The organism is Stenotrophomonas beteli (assembly GCF_001431665.1).
Lineage (GTDB): Bacteria > Pseudomonadota > Gammaproteobacteria > Xanthomonadales > Xanthomonadaceae > Stenotrophomonas > Stenotrophomonas beteli.
Genome location: NZ_LLXV01000027.1, coordinates 83434 through 105785, shown reverse-complemented (window position 1 = coordinate 105785; position 22352 = coordinate 83434). Strand labels below are relative to the sequence as shown.

Genomic DNA, 22352 nt, shown 5'->3' with positions numbered 1-22352 from the left:
ATGAACCGTTTCGATAGGTGAACTTGCGTGCGGAAAATCACACTTCAGATGTGAAATCGCCGAACTCTCACGCCAATGTGATGTGGCTGAAATCGTTCATTTTTCAAGGCATCGGGGAACCGCGCGCAAAAGCACCCACGCCATGCGCGGTTGAGACGCCCTCCGGTGTAGGGTCAGAGCCATCAGATCTTCAGGTAGATCTTCCGCCGGTCCAGCCACCAGGCTACGCCCCACCACAGCGTGACGAACGCCAGCGCCTGCAGCATCGATGCCAGTTCCAATGCCTGCGGCAGGGCAGTCGCCAACTGCTGCCAGGCCCAGCCCCAGGCGCCAGTGGCCAGCAGCACCACCGACATCACCGATGCGCCCAGGTAGGCGGTGATCGCGTTGACCCCAAATCGCCGGCCCAGCGGCGGCCAGCCCTTCTGGTCGATCAGCAGGTGGCCCAGCCACAGCGCCAGCGCCGCGAGACCGCCCGTCCACAGTACGTAGCTGGGCGTCCACAGCTGCTTGTTCAACGGCAGCACCACGGCCAGCAACAGGCCCAGCACGGCGGTCGCCACACCCAACCCGGCCAGCGCGGCAGCGCGCCCATCGCGCAACAAGCCACCGGCCAGCAGGCCCAGCACCGTGCTGGCCAGCGCACCCAGCGTGCTCAGCAGGCCCTCCGGGTCGTGGCCCAGGCCGGTATCGGCGTGCCATTGGTAGATCCACGGGGCGAACAGCGCGGTATCCAGGCGGCTGGCCGGGTTGGTCCATGGCGCCAGATCACCGAGGCCCAGCAGCAGCACGGTGTAGCCCACCAGCAGCACGACCAGCACCCCAGCCTGCACGCGCGGCCGCGCATACACCGCCAGAACACCTGCCAAGGCGGCACACACCGCGATCCGTTGCAGCACGCCCCAGATGCGGAAGTGGTGGGTATCCAGCGCCCACCAGATCAGCAGATGCAGCAGCGCGCCGGCCACCAGGATGCGCAGCGCGCGCACCAGCACGCCGCGCACCAATGCTGGGCGTGCAGCGGCGTCCAGCGCGCGCGGTGCCACGCTGAAGGCCATCGATACGCCGACCAGGAACAGGAAGAACGGGAACACCAGATCGGTGGGCGTGCAGCCATGCCATTCCGAGTGACGCAGCGGTGCGAACACCGCACTCCAGTCACCAGGATTATTGACCAGCAGCATCGCCGCCACGGTGATGCCGCGCAGGGCATCGATCGAGCCCAGCCGGCGTGGCGGCGTAGCGTTCATCAGGCGGCCTCGTACTGCCCGGCAATCCAGGTGCCACGCACCTGCAGCGCATCGTCCAGCAGCACCAGGTCGGCCTGGTAGCCCTCGGCGATGTGGCCCAGGCGGTCATCGACATTGAGGAACTGCGCCGGATAGGTCGAGGCCATGCGCGCCGCTTCGGCCAGCGGTTGGCCGAGCAGCTGCACGGTGTTGCGCACTGCGGTGGCCATGTCCAGCGCCGAGCCTGCCAGCGAACCGGCGGCATTGCGCACCACGCCATCGATGGCGGTGATGGTTTCGCCGTACAGCACATAGCTGGGATCGTCGGCCCCGACCGGCGGCATCGCATCGGTCACCAGCAGCAGGCGACCGCGCGGCTTGGCCGCCAGCGCCACGCGCAGGCTGGCCGGATGCACATGCACGCCGTCGACGATGATGCCGATCCAGCTGTCGCGGTCTTCCAGCGCGGCGCCCACCGCGCCTGGCTCGCGGCCCTGCAGCGGCGACATCGCGTTGTACAGGTGGGTGAAACCGCGCACACCGGCATCCAGCCCGGCGCGGATCTCTTCGTAGGTCCCGGCGGTGTGGCCGGCAGCGACGATCACCCCTCGCTCGACAAGCGCACGGATGCTCTCCAGAGGCACCCGTTCCGGGGCCAGCGTCAGCAGCGTCACGCCGTTGTCCAGCGATGCCGCCAGCGCGATTTCCTCTTCATCGGGCACGCGGAACTTGCTGGCATCGTGCGTGCCCTTGCGCGCCGGCGCGATGTACGGGCCTTCCAGGTGGATGCCGATCACGCCCGGCACGCCCTGCGCGATCGCTTCGCGCAACGCACCGATCGCCTCGCGCATCACGCCCACATCATCGCTGATCAGCGTCGGCAGCATCGCGGTGGTTCCGAAGCGGCGGTGTGCCTGCGCGATGGTGCGCAGTGCTGCCACGTCCGGCGTGTTGTTGAACAGCGCACCACCACCGCCGTTGACCTGCACGTCGATGAAGCCGGGCAGCAGCCAGCCGCCGCCCAGGTCCACCTGCGCGTCGGCCTGGCCGAGCTGCGGCGCGGCGTCGGGCAGCAGCGCGGTGATCTTCCCGTCCTCGATCAGCAGCGCCAGGTCATCGCGGAAGTCATCCCCGACCAGGATGCGGGCATTGCGCAGCACGGTTGCCATCACACGGTCTCCGTCACCTTGTTCAGGTGCGGCGGCAGATCCGGATTGAAGCCTCGGCGCAGGGCCAGCGCGTTGATCGCGCGGTAGAAGCTCTGCACGGTCAGCAACGGTGCGCACAGCGGATGCGGGGCGGCCGCCACCGGCAGGTTGCCACCGGCACCGGCCAGCCACACCCGCGCGCCACGCGCGGTGAACTCATCGACCACTGCACGGGTGCCGGCGCCGGTTTCATCCGGCTGGGCGAAGGCCAGGACCGGGAAGCCGCGATCAACCAGCGCCATCGGGCCATGCTTCACTTCGGCCGAGCTGTAGGCTTCGGCATGCAGGCTGCAGGTCTCCTTGAACTTCAGCGCCGCTTCCTGCGCCGCGCCCAGGCCCAGGCCACGGCCCAGCACGAACAGGTTGGTGGCCTCGACCAGGCCTTCGGTCACTGCGCTCCAGTCGCACTGCCACGCTTCGCGCATGGCATCGGGCAGCAGGTCCAGCGCATTGCGCAGGCTGCTGTCCTGCTTCCAGTAAGCGGCCAGCTGCAGCAGCGCGGCCAGCGACGCCAGGTAGCTCTTGGTGGCGGCCACGCTTTTTTCGGCACCGGCGTGCAGCGGGATGACCGTGTCGGCCAGCTGCGCCAGCGGCGAATCCTCGACGTTGACCAGTGCAACCACGCGCGCGCCTGCAGCCTTGGCGGCCTCGGCATTGCGCAGCAGATCCGGGCTCTTGCCCGACTGCGAGATGACGATGAACAGCGCACCGCGCAGCTGCAGCGGTGCGGCATAGACCGACCCCACTGACGGCGACGCGGAGGCGACCACCAGGCCCAGCTGGGTTTCCAGCAGGTACTTGCCATAGGTGGCGGCGTGGTCGGAACTGCCGCGCGCGCAGGTCACCACGAACGGCGGCGGTGCCGCGCGCAGGCTGGCGGCCAGGGTTTCCAGGGTGGCGTGGTTGCGCGAGAACTGGCGGGCAACCACATCGGCCGCTTCAGCGGCCTCGGCGAACATCAGGGTGGCGGTGGGGTCTGACAGCGACATGGCAGGCTCAGGCAGGATCGGAAGGGAGGGGGCGTACGCCGGCCGGGCGCATCGGCGCGGTCGAACCGCGCACCACCAGCTGCGGCACGAAGCCCTGGTTATGCAGCGGCGCCGGCGCGTCGTCGTAGGCGTCGCTGCGCAGCTGCGCGATCAGCAGGCGCGCGGCATGCCGCGCAATGTCCTCGGTGGCCTGCTTGGCGGTGGTCAGCGGCGGCCACGACTGGCGTGAGAACGGGCTGTCCTCGAAGCCGGCGATGGACAGGTCGTAGGGCACGTTCATGCCGGCCGACTTGGCGGCGGCCAGTACGCCGGCCGCGATTTCATCGTTGGAGCCGAAGATGGCGGTGGGCGGCTCGCGCAGCGCCAGCAGGCGGCGCGCGCCGCGGAAACCATCGTCGAAGGTGTAGTCGCCCTGCACTACCAGGTGCTTGTCCACGGTCATGCCGTAGTCCTTCAGTGCGGCTTCGTAGCCGGCATAGCGTTCGCCCGAGGAGCGGTGCGACGTGCCGCCCCAGAGGAAGCCGATGCGCTGGTGGCCCAGCTGGATCAGGTGCTCGGTGATCTCGTAGGCGGCCTCGCGGTCGTCGACGAACACGCAGGCACCATCGGCCGGGTCTTCAGTGGCGGCGATGATGCGCACCAGCTTGATGCCGCGCGCGGTCAGCGCCTGGATCAGGTCGCGTCGCTCGGACATCGGCGCGGTCAGGACCAGCCCGGCCAGGCGCGAACGCTGTACCCAGTCGGCCAGTTCATCGGCCAGCAGTGGCGAGCTGGAATCACAGGGATGGATCTGCAGGCCGAAGCCGGTTTCGCGGCAGGCGGCCAGCACGCCGTTCTGCACGCCGATGATGTGGTACGGGTTGGGGTTGTCGTAGACCAGCCCGATCACGAAGGTGGTGCCGCTGCGCAGGTTGCGCGCGGACGGATCGGGTTCGTAATCGAGCTCGGCGATGGCACGCAGCACCCGCGCACGGGTGGCCTGCATCACCGAGGGCTCGTTGTTGATCACCCGCGAGACCGTCTTCAGCGAGACCTTGGCCTTCTCCGCAACGTCCTTGATGGTCGCTCTGCGCATGGGTTTTCCCTGGGGTTGGCTGCCGTCCATCATCGCCGATCAGGCCTTGTCCTGCGGCAGGCCGGCACGATGGCCGATCACCGAGTAGAACAGGATGTACAGGTAGCAGGGCACCATCAGCAGCACGAATACCAGCTGGAAGTCGATGTGCTGCTTGAGCACGGCGAACAGCTGCGGGATGATCGCGCCGCCGGCGATGCCCATCACCAGCAGCGCCGAGCCGGTCTCGGTGAAGCGGCCCAGGCCGCGGATCGCCAGCGGGAAGATCGCCGGCCACATCATGGCGTTGGCGAAACCCAGCAGGGCCACGAAGGCCACCGATACGTAGCCGTGGGTGGCCCAGGCGCCCAGGCAGAACACCACGCCCAGCACCGCCGAGATGGTCAGGTAGCGCGACTGCGACACCACCTTGGGGATCAGCAGCAGGCCGACCACATAGCCGACCAGCATCGCGCCGAGGGTGAGCGAGGTGAACATCTTGGTCTGGTCCAGCGGCAGGTCGAAACCATGGCCGTAAGTCCCGATCGCATCACCGGCCATGACCTCCACGCCGACGTAGACGAACAGGCACAACACGCCCAGCCACAGGTGCGGGAACTGGAAGATGCTGCGCCGTTCGGCGGCACCGGCCGCAACCGGCGTCGCATTGGCTTCGGACGACTTGATTTCCGGCAGCGGCGAGAACAGCACGGCCACCGCCAGCAGCACCAGCAGGCCCGCCATGGCCAGGTACGGTGCGTGGATCTTGGCGGCGAAATCGTTGAGCAGGGCGACCTTGGTGACCGCGTCGGCGGCCTGCACCTGCTTGTCCAGATCGCCGATGCCATGCAGCACCAGCGTGCCGATCAGCACCGGGGCGAGCATGCCGGCGATCTTGTTGCAGATGCCCATCAGCGCGATGCGGCGCGCTGCGGTCTCGATCGGGCCGAGGATGGAAATGTAGGGGTTGATCGCGGTCTGCAGCAGGGCCAGGCCGCTGCCGATCACGAACAGGCCGCCGAGCGCGCCCGGGTACCAGCGCTGGGTGGCGAATTCGCCGAACAGCGCGGCACCTCCGGCCATCACCAGCAGGCTCAGGCTCAGGCCCTTCTTCATGCCGGTGCGGCGCAGGATCCACGACGCCGGCAGCGCCAGGAAGAAGTAGGACAGGTAGAACACCATCAGCACCAGGAAGGCGCCGACCTCGCTGAGCTCGAAGGCCAGCTTGACGAAGGTGATCAACGGGCCATTGAGCCAGGTGAAGAAGCCGATCAGGAAGAACAGCACGCCGACGATGGCGATGGAGGTGGCCACGTTCGGGCGCGCGCTTGCAGCGGGGACGGCGGACATCAGGAGGGCTCCTGCGGCGACGGCCGCAGAACGCGGCGTCGGAGAGTGGCTGGGAACAACGTTGTCACATTCTTTCGATGGACAGCCGCGGTTTGTCAACTTCCACGCGCGGCACTGTGAACCTCGTGCTGCACTGCGCAACCTGATCACAGCGCGTTCTGCTGAATGCGCTTGAGCCCTTGAGCCCCGTGCAGCAAAGGTTCCCACGTGAAACGCATCCTCACGCCGTGTAAACGTTTACTGCATGTCGCATTCGTTGCGGCGCAGCAACGAAAGTGTCACGAACTCGTTGACATCGTTGTCAGCGGAGTTACAGACTCCGCCCAATCGCCGCCCCCTTTCCCGGGTCCGGCCCCACCTGCAGCAGGAGCCCGCGTGATCGCCAGCCACCCCGCCCCGGCCCATGTCCTGTCCCGCGTCGCGCCCTCGTTCCTGGCTGCCGACGTTGGCGGCACCCATGTGCGCGTGGCCCGGGTCCAGGCCAGCGGCGATGATGCCCATCCGGTGCAGGTGCTGGAGTACCGCAAGTACCGCAATGCCGACCACGCCGGGTTGAGCGCGATCCTGTCCGACTTCCTCGGCAATGGCCCGCGGCCCACGCACTGCGTGGTGGCCAGCGCCGGCTACGCCCGCGAGGATGGCACGGTGATCACCGCCAACCTGCCGTGGCCGCTGTCGGCGCGCCAGGTGGAGGCCGATGTCGGCCTGCAGCGGGTCTACATCGTCAACGACTTCGAAGCGGTGGCCTACGCCGCCGCGCAGGTGGACGCCAGCGGCGTGCTGCACCTGTGCGGACCGGAGACCGCTGCACGCGGCCCGACCCTGGTGGTGGGCCCGGGCACCGGCCTCGGCGCCGCACTGTGGATCCCCACCGCGCACGGCCCGGTGGTGCTGGCCACCGAAGCCGGCCAGCCGACCCTGGCGGCCAGCACCGAACTGGAAATGGCCATCGTCCGCCACATGCAGCGCGACCGCGCGCACGTGTCGATCGAGCACGCCCTGTCCGGCCCGGGCCTGATGAACCTGTACCGCGCGGTCTGTGCGCTGCAGGGGCAGGCACCGACGCTGGCCAGCCCGGATGCGGTGACCGCCGCCGCGATGGCCGACAGCGATACGCATGCGCGCCAGGCGCTGGATGTGTTCTGCGGCCTGCTCGGCAGCACCATCGGTGACATGGCGCTGTTCTACGGCGCGCATGGGGGCGTCTACCTGGCCGGCGGCATCCTGCCGCAGATCCGCGAATACCTGCATGCCAGCACCTTCGTCGAACGCTACCTGCAGAAGGGGCCGATGGGCGAAGCACTGGCACGCATCCCGGTGAAGGTGGTCGAGCACGGCCAACTGGGCGTGGTCGGCGCGGCCAGCTGGTACCTGCAGCAGTCGGCCGCCTGACACCGCAACCAGCTTCAACGCAATCGCAGCACGCAGTACGTGGCACGCCAACGCACGGGACCTCGCCGCCGCCCCGCGCATGTCATCGCAACCGTAATCGAACACCGCCGCCGGCATCCAATCGAGTGATGAGGAGAGACATCATGAACACCCGCAAGACCCTGCTTTCGGCCGCCATCGTCAGCTGCATCGCCTTCAGTGCGCATGCGCAGCAGGCCGCCCCGACCGCCACCGATCTGGACACCGTGACGGTCACGGGCATCCGTGGTTCGATGGAAAAGTCGCTGGACACCAAGCGCGAAGCCAATGCGCGCGTGGAAGTGGTCACCGCCGAAGACGTCGGCAAGCTGCCGGCGCACAACGTGGCCGACACCCTGCAGCGCCTGCCGGGCGTCAACATCAGCTCGTCCAGCGCCGACGAAGGCGGCTTCGATGAAGCCGACCGTGTCAGCCTGCGCGGCACCAGCCCGAGCCTGACCCAGACCCTGATCAACGGCCACACCGTCGGCTCGGCCGACTGGTTCGTGCTCAGCCAGGGCAACAATGTCGGCCGCAGCGTCAGCTACTCGCTGCTGCCCTCGGAACTGGTCAGCTCGGTGGAAGTGAACAAGTCCTCGCAGGCCAAGCTGCAGGACGGCGGCACCACCGGTACCGTCAACATCATCACCCGCAAGCCGCTGGAATTCTCCAAGCAGTTCACTGCCGAAGGCTCGATCGGCATGGTGCGCTCGGACCAGGCCAAGTCGAACGACCCGCAGTACTCGGCGCTGTTCAACTACAAGAACGACGAAGGTACCTTCGGCGTGATGGTGCAGGGCTTCAGCCAGAAGCGCGAGCTGCGCCGTGAAGCACAGGAAATCCCGGGCGGCTTCTTCAAGATCGCCGCAACCGATCCGGTGGCCCAGACCAACCCTGACCTGATCGGCGTCAACGTACCGGGCCTGCTGGGTTCGACCCTGTTCGAACAGACCCGTGAGCGCAAGGGCGGCCTGGTCTCGCTGCAGTTCAAGCCGACCGACACCCTTACCCTGGGCCTGAACGGTTTCAGTTCCAAGCTGGACGCCAACAACTACAACCGCAACTTCATGCTGTTCGGCAACAGCTTCGCCAAGTCGCAGGCGCCGAATCCGGGGTATGTGGTCAAGGACGGCGTGCTGACCAACGCCACCTACGCGGGCGTGCCGGGCACCGACTACGCGGTGTACGACATGATCTACCGCGAGTCGACGGCCAAGTCGAGCTACGTCACCTTCGATGCCGACTGGCAGATCAGCGACAGCCTGACTGCAAAGTTCCAGGCCGGCAGCACCAAGGGCACCGGCGAGACGCCGCGCCAGTACATCGCCGAAGTCACCCTGGCCAATGGCGGTGGCGCCAGCTGGGCCACGCACGGCAACGGCTCGCCGATCGACTGGAACCTGGGCGGCGACCTCTCGCCCAACGGCGTGACCAGCTTCGGCACCTGGGGCAACCAGCAGGTCACCGCCGAGGACAAGGAGAAGTGGGCAACGCTCGACTTCAACCAGTACTTCAACGACGGTGGCGTGCTGAACTCGATCGATTTCGGCCTGCGTTTCGCCGACCACAAGCGTGAAGCACTGTCGCCGGAAGGCGCAACGCCGGGCGACATCTGGAGCGCGTTGAAGAACGGCGCCACCTCCAACTATCCCAGCGGCTTCGCCGGTGATATCGGCGGCACCTTCCCGCGCAACATCTGGTATTTCACCCCGGGTGCGCTGAAGGACGCAGTGACCAACAACTCCACCTGGCTGGCCGGCAATGATGGCCCGACCGGTCGCCACAACTACGGTGCCGAGTGGAAGGTGAAGGAAAAGAACTTCGCTGGCTACGTGCAGGCCAACTTCCGTGGTGACTGGTGGAGCGGCAACGTCGGCCTGCGCTACGTCAACATCAAGCAGGACATCGACACCTACAACGCCGTCAGCAAGGCCGCCGATGCCGATGTCAGCAGCCTGTTCGGCATGTGGGAACGCATGGCCTTCCAGAACAAGCGCAACCGCGTGCTGCCCAGCGCCAACATCAAGTTCGACCTGGACGACAACCTCGTCCTGCGCGTGGCCGCTTCGCAGACCCAGACCCTGCCGGACTACTCGGCACTGGGCGCCTCCTCCTACGGTTCGGATCTGAACAAGACCGGTGGCGGCGGCAACCCGAACCTGAAGCCGACCCTGTCCAGCAACCTGGATGCCAACCTGGAGTGGTACTTCATGCCGCGCGGCCTGCTCTCGGTAGGCGCGTACCACATGAAGCTGAAGGACTACATCGCCTTCGACGTGGTCTCGCGCCAGCTGTACAGCGAACTGACCAACCAGCTCGAGACCTACCAGATCTCCACCCCGATCAACGCCGACGGCAAGGTGACCGGCGTGGAAGTGGCCTACGAGCAGCCGATCGGCGAGTACTTCGGCGTCAACGCCAACTACACCTACGCCAACGGCACCACCGCGCACACCTGGTCGGATGGTTCGCACAACCTGCTGGGTACTTCGAAGAACACCTACAACGTGGGTGCCTACTTCGAGAACGAACGCTTCGGTGCCCGCGTCAGCTACACCCGCCGTTCCTCGTTCCTGATCAGCCTGTCCGGTACCAACCCGTACTACCAGGATGATTTCGGCACGCTGTCGGCCTCGCTGAGCTACAAGGCCACCGACTGGCTGAGCATCACCCTGGACGGCCTGAACCTCAACAACCCGACCTACAAGTACTACCAGACCGCGGCCATCCCGACCTCGTTCTACAGCAACGGCCGCCAGTACTACCTCAACTTCCGCTTCAAGTACTGATCCAGCGGCGGCAACATCGCCGAGTCGTGCACGCACGCCGGGCCTGGGTCATTCCGGGCCCGGCGTTTTTCATGTATAGCGTTCATCGCACCGTTCCAAGGAGTCGTACCGATGGTCAAGCCTTCCCGCGCCCGGATGCGCAGCGCAGTGCTGCTGGGCAGCCTGCTCGCCCTGTTGCCGGCGCTGCCGGCCCTGGCCGCCGATCCCACGCCTGCCGCTGAAGCCCCCGGCCCGCAGCTGCGCGCCGGCAGCCTGATGCTGATTCCCGCGCCAGCCAACGTGCAACGCGGCCAGGGCAGCGGCATCACCGTGCGCGCCGATACCTTGCTGTATGCAGAAGGCGAAGCCGCGCAGCGCGCCGCCGGGCAGTTCGCCGACCTGCTGGCCCGCAGCGGCGGACCGCGCCTGGCACTGGCCAAGGGCAAGACCGCGGCCAGGACCGGCAGCATCCGCTTCCAGATCGTGCCCACGTTCCGCGACAGCGGCGAGAGCTACACGCTGGAAAGCACCGCGCAGGGCGTACTGGTACAGGCCGGCAACGAGGCCGGCCTGTTCTATGGCGCAACCACCCTCGCCCAGCTCGCCACCGGCGGCAGTAACGGCGTGCTGCCGGCGGTGCAGATCCAGGACGCTCCGCGCTTCAGCTGGCGCGGCTTCATGCTCGACTCGGCACGGCATTTCCAGAGCCTGGACGAGATCAAGCGCGTGCTCGATGCGATGGCCGCGCACAAGCTCAACACCTTCCATTGGCACCTGACCGATGACCAGGGCTGGCGCATGGAGATCAAGCGCTATCCGAAGCTCACCGAAGTGGGCAGCTGCCGCCTGCCGGCCGGTGACGGCGGCATCGATCCGGCCACTGGCAAGGAACATCCGTACTGTGGCTTCTATACGCAGGAGCAGATCCGCGAAGTGATCGCCTATGCCGCCAAGCTGCATATCCAGGTGATCCCGGAAATCGACGTGCCAGGCCACGCGACCGCTGCGATTGCTGCGTATCCGGAACTGGGCACCATCGATACGCCGCTGCAGCCGATCAGCGAATGGGGCGTGTTCCCGAACCTGTTCAACGTGGAAGACAGCACCGTCACCTTCCTTGAAAACGTGCTGGAGGAAGTGATCGACCTGTTCCCGGCCAGGTACGTGCACGTGGGCGGCGACGAGGCGGTCAAGGACCAGTGGAAAGCCTCCCGGCAGGTGCAGCAGCGCATGCGTGCGCTGGGCATCAAGAACGAGATGGCCATGCAGAGCCACATCATCAAGCGCCTTGAAACGTTCCTGGAGGCGCACGACCGGCGCCTGATCGGCTGGGATGAAATCCTCGAAGGCGGCCTGCCGCCACAGGCCACGGTGATGTCGTGGCAGGGCACCGAAGGCGGCCTGGCCGCCGCCAGCGCCGGCCACGACGTGATCATGTCGCCGGTGGGGTACCTCTACCTGGATTACCTGCAGACGGCCTCGCCGAATGAACCGCCGGGCCGCCCGACCCAGGTCAACCTCGGCAAGCTCTACAACTTCGAGCCGGTGCCGGCCGGACTGGCCGCGGACAAGCGCCAGCATATCCTCGGCCTGCAGGCCAACATGTTCACCGAGCACACGCGCACCTATGCGCGCCTGCAGCACAACCTGTTCCCGCGCCTGGCCGCGGTGGCCGAGACCGGCTGGAGCACGCCGGAACATCGCGACTTCCGCGATTTCCTCGCACGCTTGCCGGCGCAGCTGCAGCGCTACCGCGCCTGGAGCCTGGCCTATGCGCAGACCCCGTTCGAAGTGGGCGTGGACTACACCGACGATCGCGCGAAGAACACCGTGACCGTGTCACTGGCCAATCCGCTGGGTTATGAGGTGCGCTACAGCACCGATGGCCAGCCGGTGACCGCGCAGTCGCCGCTGTACCAGCAGCCGCTGACTGCAACGCCGCCCGCCAGCGTGCAGTCGGCCGCGTTCTACCAGGGCCAGATGCTGGCGGCGAAGCCGACGGTGGCGGCATTCACCGCGCAGTCGCTGCTCAGCCGGCGCAGCGATGAGCTGCTCAGCTGCGTTGGCAAGAAGGGGCTGGTGCTGCGCCTGGAAGACGATGGCCCGCGCGAGGGAACGCGTGCCGTGTTCAACGTGGACATCTTCCAGCCGTGCTGGCGCTGGCCGCAGGCACAGCTGGACGGCATCGGCAGCGTGGAAGTCCGCGCGGGACGCATTCCGTACTACTTCCAGCTGGCCCATGACGAGCCCAAGCGTCGCTTCGAAAAAGCAAGGCGCGCGCATGGCGAAATGCAGGTGCGTCGCGGCGATTGCAGCGGCAAGGTGCTGGCCGAAGCATCGCTGCCGGCCACGCCGGATGCCGATGGCTTCGTGACGCTGCGTGCGGCGCTGCCGAAGGGGACGCAGGGCACCGCTGACCTGTGCATCAACTTCACCGGCGACACGCGCCCGGCGATGTGGGTGCTGGATGAGGTCACGCTGGGGAAATGACAGCAGGCCTGTCCTGGCGGGTGCCGACCTTGGTCGGCACCTCGGGCAGCTCATCCACGCATGGCGTGGATCTACTGTAGAGCCGAGCCCGTGCTCGGCCGCCTTTCGGGTGGAAGCCGAGCATGGGCTCGGCGCTACGGAAACCCTTACCCGCGCCAGCGCAGCAGCAGGTCACGCATCGGGGTCAGTGCCGTGCCCATGCCCGCCAGCACGCCCACCGTGTTGGCGATGGCGTCCATCGGATCGGCCATGCGGTCATCGGTCAATGCCCCCTGCGCGAACTCGATGCCGACCCCCATCAGCACCAGGCCCACGCCTACCCACAGCAGCGGGCGTCCGCGCCGGAACAGCTGTACCGCACTGCCCGCCAGAATGAAGTAAGCAAGAAAGTGCTCGCCCTTGTCGCTGTTTTCCGGCAACGGAATCGGCGGCGGCGGGATCAGGCAGGCCACGATCACCAGCAGCACTGCGGTGACCCACAGCGCAGTCCACAACCGCGGCCGCCGCAGCGGCTTGATCAGCGGCAACGCACTGCTCACAGGCGCCAGCTCAGGTCGCCCAGTTCGAACGCCGGTTCGAAATCGACACCACGCTGCAGGCCGATGGCCTGGAAGCGCTCGCCCATCTCGGTCGGCAGGGTCAGCTTCTTCACCTGGTCACGCAGCTGGATGCGACCGACCTCATCGGTACGCTCTTCGGCCAGCAGCAGCACCTGGTCCAGGCCGTTGCCGAGCAGGAAACTGGCTTGACTGCAGTAACCGGCCAGCTCGAAACCACCGTGCATGCCCGCCTCGGCCATCGCGGTGAAATCCACCGAGGCGGTGATGTCCTGCAGGCCCGGCCAGCGATGCACGTCGTTGTGCACGTGGTGGCGATAGAACGCCCGCACGGTGCCATCGTCGCGATCAGGCTGGTAGAACTCGCCGCGGTTGTAGCCGTAGTCGATGAACAGCATCGCGCCGCGCTGCAGGCCACCGGCCACCGCCTGCAGCCAGTACGGCAGCTGCGGCAGCACCTCGGAGCGATAACCCTCGGCGAAGGGCTTTTCCAGATAACGCTCGATATGGCGCACCGCGCCGTTGAGCAGGATGTCGGCCGGCTGCGCGCCACGGATGAAGTTGCCTTCGGCATCCAGCTCGACGGTTTCCTCATACACCTCGCCATCGCGGATCAGGAAGCGCGGGGTCGGCAGCGCGTCGATCACTTCGTTGGCAAACACCACCCCTTCCCAGTCGTCTTCGAACGGGCGGTCGATCCAGTCCACGCGCGCAGCCAGCTCGGCCGGCAGGTTCTGCTGCAGGCGCTGCTGCTGGCGCTCGCGCAGGTCGGCGCTGGGTTCGAGGATGGCGTAGCGCGACGGCAGCGCCTCCAGCTCAGCCAGGCGCAGCAGCACCGCTTCGGCGAAGGCGCCGGTACCACCGCCCAGTTCCAGCATCCGCGCCTGTGCACCCAGCTGGGCGAACACAGGCGCCAGCGCATTGGCCACACTGCCGGCGAACAGGCTGCCGAGCTCGGGCGCGGTAGTGAAGTCGCCGCTGCCACCGAACTTGCTGGCACCGGCGCTGTAATAGCCCCAGCCCGGGGTATACAGGCACAGCTCCATGAAGCGCGAGAACGGCATCGCCCCGCCCTGTGCAAGGATTTCGGCGCGCAGGGCGGCGGCCAGCTGGTCGCTGTGGGCCAGGGCATCGGCTTCGGGCAGGGGGAAGGTGGGCTGCATGGCGTCTTCGAATGCGGTGACAATGGTGCACAGGATAGCCGAGCCTTGGAGGACCCTCGATGAGCGACACCCACCCCGTGGTCCTGATCACCGGCAGCGCACGCCGGATCGGCGCGGCCATTGCCCGCCAGTTCCACGCCTGTGGCTGGTCGGTGGTGCTGCACGCCAACACCTCCAGCGCCGAACTGCAGCAGGCCGCATTCGATTTCGACAACGTGCGCCCCGGCAGCGTGCTGGCCCTGCAGGCCGACCTGCGTGACGCCGACGCCCTGCCCGACCTGGTCGAACAGGCCGTCAGCCACTTCGGCCGCCTGGACGCGCTGGTGAATAATGCCTCCAACTTCTTCCCCACGCCGCTTGGCCAGGTGACCGCCGAGGCGATGGACGCGCTGTATGCGGTCAACGCGCGCGCACCGCTGCTCCTGTCCCAGGCTGCCGCGCCCTATCTGCGCCGCCAGCAAGGCTGCATCGTCAACCTGACCGACCTGCACGGCACCGACCCGATGCGCGACCACATCGCCTACACCATGGCCAAGGCCGCGCTGGAAATGGCCACGCGTTCGCTGGCGCTGGAGCTGGCGCCAAAGGTGCGGGTGAATGCGGTGGCGCCGGGGGCGATCCTGTGGCCGGAACAGGGCAAGGACGATTTCGCCCGCGAGGCGCTGCTGGCACGCACGCCGCTGGCGCGGATCGGCACGGTCGAGGAGATCGCCGAAGCGGTCTACTGGCTGGTGGCCGAAGCCAGTTTCGTCACCGGCCATATCCTGCGCGTGGATGGCGGGCGTACGGTCAGCTGAGATGTTGCCGGGATCCACAACGGGGTCAGATCCCTTTTCCCGCCGGGAAAAGGAATTGACCCCGTCACCCACCATCAGTCCAGGTCAACCACCTCGAACGCCTCGCCATACTGCGCGTGCGCCCGCCACAGCGTGGCCAGGTCGAGCCCGCTGACCGGATCGATGAAGCCCGGGGCGATGTCGGCCAGCGGCTTCAGCACGAAGGCATGCTTCAGCTCCGGGCGCGGAATGCGCAGGTGGCCGGGTCCTTCCACCACCAGGTCGCCGTAGAACACCACGTCGATGTCCAGTGTCCGGTCGGAGAAGCGCGGCCCGCTGCGATCGCGGCCGTGCGCGTCTTCCAGCGCATGCAGCCAGTCGTCCAGTTCCTGCAGCGGCAGGTCGGTGTCGATCGCCACCGCATTGTTGAGGAAGGCCGGGCCCTCGAAGCCGACCGCGGCGGTACGGTAGGCCGGCGATACCTGCAGCGCGCCGAAGCGCTCGCGCAGGGCCGTCACCGCAGCGTGGAGGTAGCGGCGGGGCTGGACGTTGCTGCCCAGGCTCAGGAGCACGGTGGTCATGCGATTCCGGTGGCGGCGTTCTGGGGGAGGACGTGGGCATGCCGTCATCACGGCGGCCTGCCTACACTACGGGACGCACATGATAGGGCACCGACATGACCTATTGCGTTGGAATCGAGGTCGACCAGGGCCTGGTCTTCGCCGCCGATACCCGGACCAATGCCTCGCTGGACGATGTGCGCGTGCATCGCAAGCTGCACGTGTTCGAGTACCCCGGCCAGGCAGCCTACGTGCTGATGGCGGCTGGCAACCTGGCCACCACCCAGCTGCTGGTGTCGCGCCTGGGGCGCGATGCCGATGAACGGCGCACGCCCAACCTGCGCGACATGACCCACCTGTTCGAGGCCGCCGAGTACGTCGGCCAGCTGCTGGTGGACAGCCAGGTGCACAGCAGCCACGGCGAACACGGCCATGACGGGGTCAACACCCAGGCCACGCTGATCTTCGGCGGCCAGATCGCCGGCGAGCGGCCCGGGCTGTACATGATCTATCCGCTTGGCAACGCCATCGCCGCGTCGCCGGAAACGCCCTACCTGCAGATCGGCGAATCCAAGTACGGCAAGCCGATCCTGGATCGCATCCTCAGCCCGGCCACGCGCCTTGAAGATGCCGCGCGCACCGCGATCGTGTCGCTGGACTCCACCATCCGCTCCAACCTGTCGGTGGGCTTGCCGATCGATCTGGCACTGCTGCGCGACGGTGAACTGCGCATCGGGCAACAGCTGCGGCTGGGCGCGGATTCGGCACTGTATGCCGATATCCACCAGAACTGGTCACGGCGGCTGGAGCAGGCGGTGGACGCCCTGCCGCGCTTCCCCTGGGAATCTTCTCTGTAGAGCCGAGCCCATGCTCGGCTGTCGGGATCAATGCGAACAGCAGCCGAGCACGGGCTCGGCTCTACTGAACCCCAGCCGCATCAGCCCAGCGCGTCGGCCACCGCGCGGAACACCTGCTGCATCTGCAGCGGCTTGCGCAGCACGTGCACCTCCACACCGGGCGGGAAGGCATCGGCAGGCACCGCCACCGCAGCGTCCTCAAGCACCAGCGCCGGGCCGCGATAGCCCAGCGTGGCCATCTCGCCCAGCAGCTGGCTGGCGGGCAGCAGCTTGGAGCCGGCGTCGGCAATCACCAGCGCCGGCAGCGCTTCCTGCTGCATCCAGCGCAGCGCGGCGGGGCCGTCGGACGCCAGCTGCAGCTGGTAGCCCTGGCTGGACAGTGCATTGCCCAGCAGCGACAGGCGCGTGGCTTCGCCATCGACCACCAGGATCGACTGGCCACTACCCAGCGCCACCAGCTGCTCGACCGGCTCACCGGCATCGGTGCTTTCATGCATCGGCAGGCGCAGCTCGAACGTTGTGCCCTGCCCCAACGCGCTGCTGACGTGGATGCTGCCACCGGCACCTTCGACGATGCGCTTGCAGGAAATCAGGCCCAGGCCGGTGCCGTCGGCCTTGGTGGTGAAGAACGGGTTGAACAGGTGCGAGAGCGTGTCCGCGTCCATGCCGATGCCTTCATCGGCCACGCGGATGCACATCCAGTCCACCCCATCGCGATGGCCGGCGTGGTTGGCGGTCAGGCTCAGGCGGCCCCCGTTGGGCATGGCCTGGATCGCGTTGAGTGCCAGGTTCAACATCACCTGCTGCAGCTCGGTGTAGTTGGCATCGACCACCAGGCCTTCATCCTGCACCTGCAGTTCCAGGCGCACCGCGTCGGGCACGTTGCTGCGCAACAGCAGCGCCACCGCGTCGAACAGGCCGTCGATCTCGATGCGTTCGCTCGGCTTGCGCGAACCGCGCACGAACGACAGCATCGATTCGGCCATTTCGTGGCCACGGCGCCCGCACTCGGCGATGACATCGGCCAGATGATGCAGCTGCGGATCATCGGTGCGTGCCTTCAGCAGGTCCGGCATGATCAGCAGCGGCTGCAGGATGTTGCGCAGGTCATGGCTGAGCCCGGCGGCAAGCAGCGACAGGCTTTCCAGCCGTTGTGCACGCATCAGTTCGGTTTCCACCCGCGCGCGTTCCACGGTACTGCGCGCATCGCGGATCGCGCGCGCCACCGCCGAAGGCAGACGCGCCGGCTGGTGCTTGATGATGTAGTCGTTGGCGCCCTTCTGCAGCGCCGCCACCGCGTTCTCCTCACCCATGGTGCCGGAGACGAAGATGAAGGGCACGTCCGGCGAGGTCTCGCGCACGATGCGCAGCGCATCGTCACCGGAGAAGCCCGGCATGCTCAGGTCGGACAGCACGATGTCCGGCTGGAACGCGGTCAGCGCCCGGCGCAGCTCTGCCTCGCTCTCCACGCGCTCGAAACGGGCGTCCAGGCCCGCGTCGAGCATCTGTTCGGACATCAGCTCGGCATCTTCCGGGGAATCTTCCACCAGCAGGATGCGCAGCGCCCCCAGGGCGGGACCGGTCAAGGGCATGGGCTCACTCGAGTTCCGGTGCCTGGTTGATCAACGCCCAGAACTTGCCCAGGGTCTGCACCGCGCCGAAGAACTGGTCCACGTCTACCGGCTTGACCACGTAGGCATTCACGCCCATGTCCCAGCTGCGGGCCAGATCGCTTTCCTCGCGTGAGGACGACAGGATCACCACCGGCAGGCGCTTGAGTTCATCGTGCTCGCGGATCTGCCGCAGCACTTCCAGGCCATCCATGCGCGGCATCTTGATGTCCAGCAGCAGTACCGCTGGCAGCCCTTCCTCGCGGTTGGCGAAGGCGCCACGGCGCAGCAGGTAGTCCATCACTTCCACGCCGTCTTCGACGTGCACGATGGGGTTGGCCAGGCGCGCCTCTTCCAGGGCGTCGATCGCCATTTCGGCATCGGCCGCGCTGTCTTCGGCGAGCAGGATGGTGCGCAGAGTGGTCATGCAGAAGGCCCTTGTTTATCCGCATCAGTGGCGGGAGGCAGGTAGAAGTGGAAGGTGGCGCCGACGTCCGGTTCGGCCTCGGCCCAGATGCGGCCGCCATGGCGGGTCAGCACGCGGCGCACGCTGGCCAGGCCGATGCCGGTACCCGGGTAGTCGCTGGCCTTGTGCAGGCGCTGGAAGACACCAAACAGCTTGCCGGCGTAGGCCATGTCAAAGCCTGCACCATTGTCGCTGACCGTGAACTGATGACCGCCGTCAGGCTGCGGCTGGTAGTCCACGCGGATTCTCGCCGGTTCGCGGTTGCCCGAGTACTTCACCGCGTTGCCGAGCAGGTTCAGCCAGACCTGGCGGATCATGTTCTCATCGCCCACCACGATCGGCAGCGGCGCGATGCTCCACTCCACGTGGTGCGCATGGCCGCTGTTCTCGGCCTCGGCCTGCAGGTTGGCATCGAGCATGGCGCGGGTATCGGCCACCAGCGACTGCATGTCCACGGCCTGCTGGCGCATCGCCGCGCGGCCCAGGCGCGAATAGACCAGCAGGTCGTCGATCAGCGCCGCCATGCGACGGGCGGAACTGGAGATCACCTCCAGGTAGTGGCGGCTCTTGTCATCGGCAGCATCGCCAAGGTGGCGCGACAGCTTGTCGGAGAATCCGGCCACGTGACGCAGCGGTGCGCGTAGGTCGTGCGAGACTGAATAGCTGAAGGCTTCCAGCTCGCGGTTGACCTCGGATACCTGCGCGACCTTGCCTTCCAGCTGGCGGTTCAGTTCCTCCACCCGCAGCTGCACGGCACGCTGCACGGTGACGTCGCTGACCGTGAGCAACACCACTTCATCGTCGGTGTCCGGCAGCGGCATGCGCCGCGCGTTGAGCAGCATGTAGCGCACCATGCCATCGGCGGCGCGCTGTTCATGCTCGAAGTCCCACAGTTCGCGGCCGCGCAACAGCACATCGGACAGTCGCTGGCGCATCACGGGATCTTTCCACGCGCCATCACCGACGGTTTCCAGCAGCAGGCCATCGGCACGCTCGTCGTGCAGCCCATACAGCTCGGCGAAGGCCGGGTTGTGCAGCTGCACGCGCAGGTCACGGTCGAGCAGCACGATCGGCTCGCGCACGGTCTGCAACACCGAGGCGGCGCGCGCGGCCGAGCGCAGCGACTGCCGTTCGGCGTGCAGGCGGCGGCCGATCTGCCGCTGCAGCAGCCACAGCACCAGCCCCAGCAGCGCCAGCTGCACCACCAGCGAACTCCACGACACCAGTTCGGTCTGCTTGCGCTGGCGAGCGGCCTGCTCGGCGCGCGCCGTCAGCAGCGCCTGCTCGCTGGCCTGCAGTTCTTCGACCAGGCCACGGATCGGATAACGCGTGCTCAGGTCCTGCACCAGCGCGCGCTGGTCGCTGTCCGGCTCGGACCGCGCCAGTTCGCGCGCCACCGCCAGCCGGCCGTCCAGCATGGATTGGATGCGGCCAATGCGGATCAGCTGGTCGGGATTGTCGCGCGTCATCCGGCCCAGTTCGGCCAGCCGCTCGGGAATCTCGTTGGCCTTGGCCATGCGTTCGCGCAGGCCCGGCGCATCGATGCCCTTGGACAGGGTCAGCGCTGCCGACTCGACATCGCGAACGTCCGCTTGCAGTTGCTGCAGGGCCACGCCCACCGCCTGGGTGTGGTTCACCCAGGCCATCGCCTCTTCGCTGTCCTGCTGCAGTTTACGCAGGGTCAACCACGGCACCACGATGATCGCCGCGGCCGCCAGCGCCAGGGCGGGCAACCGCCAGCGGTCCCAGATGTCATCACTGAAAACCAGCGCCATGGTTCCTCGTCAGCCGGGCCGCAGGGTGGGTCGGGACGAACCCGACGGCGGCGGAACCGGCAATATAGCGCAGGCGATCACAACTCTGGGCGTTCCAGCCAGGCTGGCTGAACGGGATCGCAGTCGTCAGACCTGTAGAGCCGAGCCCGTGCTCGGCTGCCTTGGAGTTCCAGCCGAACATGGACCCGGCCCTACAGCTCAACGGGTGCCCCTGGCGGGGGCGCCCGCCGGGTTCAGCGCTTGGCCGCGGCGCTGACCTTCAGTGCAGCGGCGTCGACACGGGTCACGCCCTTGATGCCCTTGGCAGTGGTGACCGCCTTGTCCTTCTCGGCCTGGGTGGCCACCGCGCCACTGAGGCTGACCACGCCATTGACCGTTTCCACCTTGATTTCGGTGCCCGGCACGTTGCTGCTGGCCAGCAGGTCCGCCTTCACCTTGGTGGTGATCCAGCTGTCGGTCACCGGTTCATTGGAGTCGTGGCGATCGGCATGGGTCGCCGGATGCGTGCTGGTCGGCGGGCTCTTGGCGGCCGGGTCCTTGGCGAATGCGGCGGAGGAAGACAGCGCCAGGCCCACGGTCAGGGCCGAAGCAATCAGCGTACGGGTGGAATTGCTCATCGTGTCGTACTCCTTTGGGATGTGCTGCCAGTCTGGACAGGTGCATGTGTGGCAGGCGTGGCGCCACGGTCATGCCGCCGTGAATCGGCGCGCCTGCAACGGCAACCGTTCAGTTTTGGCCTGCCACCGCCGGTCGTTTACCCTGCCCTTCCCACTGCCGGAGCCCTGCCATGCGCCCCGACCTGCATCTGGCCCTGATCGGCTACGGCCTTGCCGGCCGTGTGTTCCATGCTCCATTGATCCAGCACACGCCGGGCCTGGTGCTGCACAGCATCGTCAGTTCGCAACGCGACACGCTGCTGCGCGCGTTCAGCGACGTGCACGTGCGCGCCACACCGCAGGAAGTGTTCGACGACCCCGCCGTGGACGCGGTGGTGATCGCTACGCCGAACGAGCAGCACGCACCGCTGGCGATCGCGGCACTGGCGGCGGGCAAGCACGTGCTGGTCGACAAACCGTTCGCGCTCGATGCCGCCGAAGCGGACTCGGTGCTGGCTGCCGCCCGCGATGCCGGGCGCATTGCCACCGTGTTCCAGAACCGTCGCTTCGATGCCGACTTCCTGACCCTGCAGGCGCTGCTGGCTGATGGCGTGCTGGGCGACGTGGCCGAGTGCCATGCGCACTTCGACCGTTACCGGCCGCAGGTGCGCGACCGCTGGCGCGAGCAGCAGGGTCCCGGCAGCGGCCTGTGGTATGACCTGGGCCCGCATCTGCTGGATCAGATGCTGGTGCTGTTCGGCTGGCCCGAGGCGATCGACGCGGATCTGGCCGTGCAGCGCGAAGGCGGCAGCGGCATCGACTACTTCCACGCGGTGCTGCACTACCCACGGCATCGCGCGATCGTGCATTCCGGTTCGCTGGTGGCGGCACAGACGCCGCACTTCAGCGTGCATGGCAGCAAGGCCAGCTGGGTCAAGCATGGCCTGGACGTGCAGGAGGCGCAGCTGCGCCGCGGCGTGGCACCCGGCGCGCCGGGCTGGGGCATCGACCCGCGGCATGGCGAGCTGGTGCGCTGCGACGCCGAAGACAACATGCAGCGCACGACGGTCGACAATCTACCTGGCGACTACCGGCGGCTGTACGCGCAGTTCGCAGCGGCGATGCATGGCGACGGCGAGCCCACGGTCAGCGCGATGCAGGCGCTGCAGCTGATGCGGTTGCTGCAGGCCGGCATGGAAAGTGCGCGCGAAGGACGGCGGATCGCGTTGGGGTGATCGGCAGGGCTGCGCCCTGCACCCGCAGAAACGGTAGTGCCGGCCGCTGGCCGGCAACCTCAACAGCAACAGCAAAAGCCGGCTATCCGCGAGATGGCGGGGGGTCCGGTTGCGGGGGACGCCGTAAACCCCGCTCCGCGGTCCCGCCCAGCCGCTGGCGGCTGTGCGTTCGGACGCTTGCGAAGCAGTGCTTCGCAAGCAAAGCGCCCTCACCCTTGGGGGCTTGGCCGTGGCATCCATGCCGCGGACACCCCCGCAA

The 22352-nt window shown here is 67.3% G+C and carries 18 protein-coding genes; 6 read left to right on the top strand and 12 right to left on the bottom strand.

Annotation, left to right across the window (positions count from 1 at the left end; translation table 11 throughout):
- Positions 1 to 182: 182 nt before the first annotated feature.
- The 5 genes from ARC23_RS07135 to ARC23_RS07115 are packed head-to-tail and all read right to left on the bottom strand — an operon-like array spanning position 183 to position 5830.
- The gene (locus tag ARC23_RS07135) at positions 183 to 1250 is read right to left on the bottom strand and encodes an acyltransferase family protein (protein ID WP_057496604.1); all 1068 of its coding nucleotides are present in this window, start codon (positions 1248 to 1250) and stop codon (positions 183 to 185) included.
- Entirely contained in the window at positions 1250 to 2398 is a 1149-nt protein-coding gene (nagA, locus tag ARC23_RS07130) for an N-acetylglucosamine-6-phosphate deacetylase (RefSeq protein ID WP_057496603.1), read from the bottom strand. The genes ARC23_RS07135 and nagA overlap by 1 nt, the downstream gene beginning before the upstream one ends.
- On the bottom strand, positions 2398 to 3426 hold the full coding sequence (locus tag ARC23_RS07125) for an SIS domain-containing protein (protein WP_057496602.1): 1029 nt from the start codon (positions 3424 to 3426) through the stop codon (positions 2398 to 2400). Before ARC23_RS07125 ends, nagA begins: the two co-directional genes overlap by 1 nt.
- A gap of 7 nt (positions 3427 to 3433) precedes the next feature.
- Positions 3434 to 4501, bottom strand: coding sequence for a LacI family DNA-binding transcriptional regulator (locus tag ARC23_RS07120; RefSeq protein WP_057496601.1), 1068 nt, complete (start codon positions 4499 to 4501; stop codon positions 3434 to 3436).
- A gap of 39 nt (positions 4502 to 4540) precedes the next feature.
- On the bottom strand, positions 4541 to 5830 hold the full coding sequence (locus ARC23_RS07115; protein WP_057496600.1) for a sugar MFS transporter: 1290 nt from the start codon (positions 5828 to 5830) through the stop codon (positions 4541 to 4543).
- 375 nt (positions 5831 to 6205) lie between these two features.
- On the opposite strand from ARC23_RS07115, the gene ARC23_RS07110 reads away from it, so the two are divergent.
- The 3 genes from ARC23_RS07110 to ARC23_RS07100 all read left to right on the top strand — a co-directional run bounded on the left by ARC23_RS07110 (position 6206) and on the right by ARC23_RS07100 (position 12498).
- Positions 6206 to 7222 carry a glucokinase family protein gene (locus ARC23_RS07110; RefSeq protein ID WP_057496599.1) on the top strand — a complete coding sequence of 339 codons (1017 nt, stop codon included), beginning with the start codon at positions 6206 to 6208 and terminating at the stop codon, positions 7220 to 7222.
- 143 nt (positions 7223 to 7365) lie between these two features.
- The gene (locus tag ARC23_RS07105; RefSeq protein WP_057496598.1) at positions 7366 to 10029 is read left to right on the top strand and encodes a TonB-dependent receptor; all 2664 of its coding nucleotides are present in this window, start codon (positions 7366 to 7368) and stop codon (positions 10027 to 10029) included.
- A gap of 111 nt (positions 10030 to 10140) precedes the next feature.
- Positions 10141 to 12498: a family 20 glycosylhydrolase gene (locus tag ARC23_RS07100; RefSeq protein WP_057496597.1), complete on the top strand. Its 2358-nt coding sequence runs from the start codon at positions 10141 to 10143 to the stop codon at positions 12496 to 12498.
- 146 nt (positions 12499 to 12644) lie between these two features.
- Here the strand turns inward: ARC23_RS07100 and ARC23_RS07095 are convergent, their stop codons facing one another.
- Positions 12645 to 13037 (bottom strand): VanZ family protein, encoded by a 393-nt coding sequence (locus tag ARC23_RS07095; RefSeq protein ID WP_057496596.1) that lies wholly within the window; start codon positions 13035 to 13037, stop codon positions 12645 to 12647.
- Positions 13034 to 14218 (bottom strand): class I SAM-dependent methyltransferase, encoded by a 1185-nt coding sequence (locus ARC23_RS07090; protein WP_057496595.1) that lies wholly within the window; start codon positions 14216 to 14218, stop codon positions 13034 to 13036. The genes ARC23_RS07095 and ARC23_RS07090 overlap by 4 nt, the downstream gene beginning before the upstream one ends.
- A 59-nt stretch (positions 14219 to 14277) precedes the next feature.
- On the opposite strand from ARC23_RS07090, the gene ARC23_RS07085 reads away from it, so the two are divergent.
- Positions 14278 to 15015, top strand: coding sequence for a pteridine reductase (locus tag ARC23_RS07085; RefSeq protein ID WP_057496594.1), 738 nt, complete (start codon positions 14278 to 14280; stop codon positions 15013 to 15015).
- Between the two features lie 74 nt (positions 15016 to 15089).
- Here the strand turns inward: ARC23_RS07085 and folK are convergent, their stop codons facing one another.
- Positions 15090 to 15575, bottom strand: a complete 486-nt coding sequence (folK, locus tag ARC23_RS07080) for a 2-amino-4-hydroxy-6-hydroxymethyldihydropteridine diphosphokinase (protein ID WP_057496593.1) — start codon at positions 15573 to 15575, stop codon at positions 15090 to 15092.
- 95 nt (positions 15576 to 15670) lie between these two features.
- Here folK and ARC23_RS07075 point away from each other — a divergent pair, with 95 nt between their 5' ends.
- Complete coding sequence (locus ARC23_RS07075; protein ID WP_057496592.1) at positions 15671 to 16411, top strand: 20S proteasome subunit A/B; 741 nt, start codon at positions 15671 to 15673, stop codon at positions 16409 to 16411.
- Between the two features lie 80 nt (positions 16412 to 16491).
- On the opposite strand, the gene ARC23_RS07070 is transcribed toward ARC23_RS07075, so the two are convergent.
- The 4 genes from ARC23_RS07070 to ARC23_RS07055 form a co-directional block, all read right to left on the bottom strand.
- Positions 16492 to 18003: an ATP-binding protein gene (locus tag ARC23_RS07070; RefSeq protein WP_057496591.1), complete on the bottom strand. Its 1512-nt coding sequence runs from the start codon at positions 18001 to 18003 to the stop codon at positions 16492 to 16494.
- Positions 18004 to 18007: 4 nt separating this feature from the next.
- Positions 18008 to 18448, bottom strand: a complete 441-nt coding sequence (locus ARC23_RS07065) for a response regulator (RefSeq protein WP_057496590.1) — start codon at positions 18446 to 18448, stop codon at positions 18008 to 18010.
- Entirely contained in the window at positions 18445 to 20262 is a 1818-nt protein-coding gene (locus tag ARC23_RS07060) for a sensor histidine kinase (RefSeq protein WP_057496589.1), read from the bottom strand. Before ARC23_RS07060 ends, ARC23_RS07065 begins: the two co-directional genes overlap by 4 nt.
- A gap of 233 nt (positions 20263 to 20495) precedes the next feature.
- Positions 20496 to 20879, bottom strand: a complete 384-nt coding sequence (locus ARC23_RS07055) for a BON domain-containing protein (protein WP_057496588.1) — start codon at positions 20877 to 20879, stop codon at positions 20496 to 20498.
- 170 nt (positions 20880 to 21049) lie between these two features.
- Between ARC23_RS07055 and ARC23_RS07050 the strand changes: the two genes are divergently transcribed.
- Positions 21050 to 22093 carry an oxidoreductase gene (locus ARC23_RS07050; RefSeq protein ID WP_057496587.1) on the top strand — a complete coding sequence of 348 codons (1044 nt, stop codon included), beginning with the start codon at positions 21050 to 21052 and terminating at the stop codon, positions 22091 to 22093.
- Positions 22094 to 22352: the final 259 nt, after the last annotated feature.

Excerpts from the sequence above, each read along its gene's own strand:
- ARC23_RS07065 (WP_057496590.1), bottom strand. The coding sequence starts at position 18,448 with ATGACCACTCTGCGCACCATCCTGCTCGCCGAAGACAGCGCGGCCGAT.
- nagA (WP_057496603.1), bottom strand. The coding sequence starts at position 2,398 with ATGGCAACCGTGCTGCGCAATGCCCGCATCCTGGTCGGGGATGACTTC.
- ARC23_RS07055 (WP_057496588.1), bottom strand. The coding sequence starts at position 20,879 with ATGAGCAATTCCACCCGTACGCTGATTGCTTCGGCCCTGACCGTGGGC.
- ARC23_RS07090 (WP_057496595.1), bottom strand. The coding sequence starts at position 14,218 with ATGCAGCCCACCTTCCCCCTGCCCGAAGCCGATGCCCTGGCCCACAGC.
- ARC23_RS07050 (WP_057496587.1), top strand. The coding sequence starts at position 21,050 with ATGCGCCCCGACCTGCATCTGGCCCTGATCGGCTACGGCCTTGCCGGC.
- ARC23_RS07100 (WP_057496597.1), top strand. The coding sequence starts at position 10,141 with ATGGTCAAGCCTTCCCGCGCCCGGATGCGCAGCGCAGTGCTGCTGGGC.
- ARC23_RS07060 (WP_057496589.1), bottom strand. The coding sequence starts at position 20,262 with ATGGCGCTGGTTTTCAGTGATGACATCTGGGACCGCTGGCGGTTGCCC.
- ARC23_RS07105 (WP_057496598.1), top strand. The coding sequence starts at position 7,366 with ATGAACACCCGCAAGACCCTGCTTTCGGCCGCCATCGTCAGCTGCATC.
- ARC23_RS07120 (WP_057496601.1), bottom strand. The coding sequence starts at position 4,501 with ATGCGCAGAGCGACCATCAAGGACGTTGCGGAGAAGGCCAAGGTCTCG.
- ARC23_RS07075 (WP_057496592.1), top strand. The coding sequence starts at position 15,671 with ATGACCTATTGCGTTGGAATCGAGGTCGACCAGGGCCTGGTCTTCGCC.
- ARC23_RS07085 (WP_057496594.1), top strand. The coding sequence starts at position 14,278 with ATGAGCGACACCCACCCCGTGGTCCTGATCACCGGCAGCGCACGCCGG.
- ARC23_RS07115 (WP_057496600.1), bottom strand. The coding sequence starts at position 5,830 with ATGTCCGCCGTCCCCGCTGCAAGCGCGCGCCCGAACGTGGCCACCTCC.
- folK (WP_057496593.1), bottom strand. The coding sequence starts at position 15,575 with ATGACCACCGTGCTCCTGAGCCTGGGCAGCAACGTCCAGCCCCGCCGC.
- ARC23_RS07070 (WP_057496591.1), bottom strand. The coding sequence starts at position 18,003 with ATGCCCTTGACCGGTCCCGCCCTGGGGGCGCTGCGCATCCTGCTGGTG.
- ARC23_RS07125 (WP_057496602.1), bottom strand. The coding sequence starts at position 3,426 with ATGTCGCTGTCAGACCCCACCGCCACCCTGATGTTCGCCGAGGCCGCT.
- ARC23_RS07135 (WP_057496604.1), bottom strand. The coding sequence starts at position 1,250 with ATGAACGCTACGCCGCCACGCCGGCTGGGCTCGATCGATGCCCTGCGC.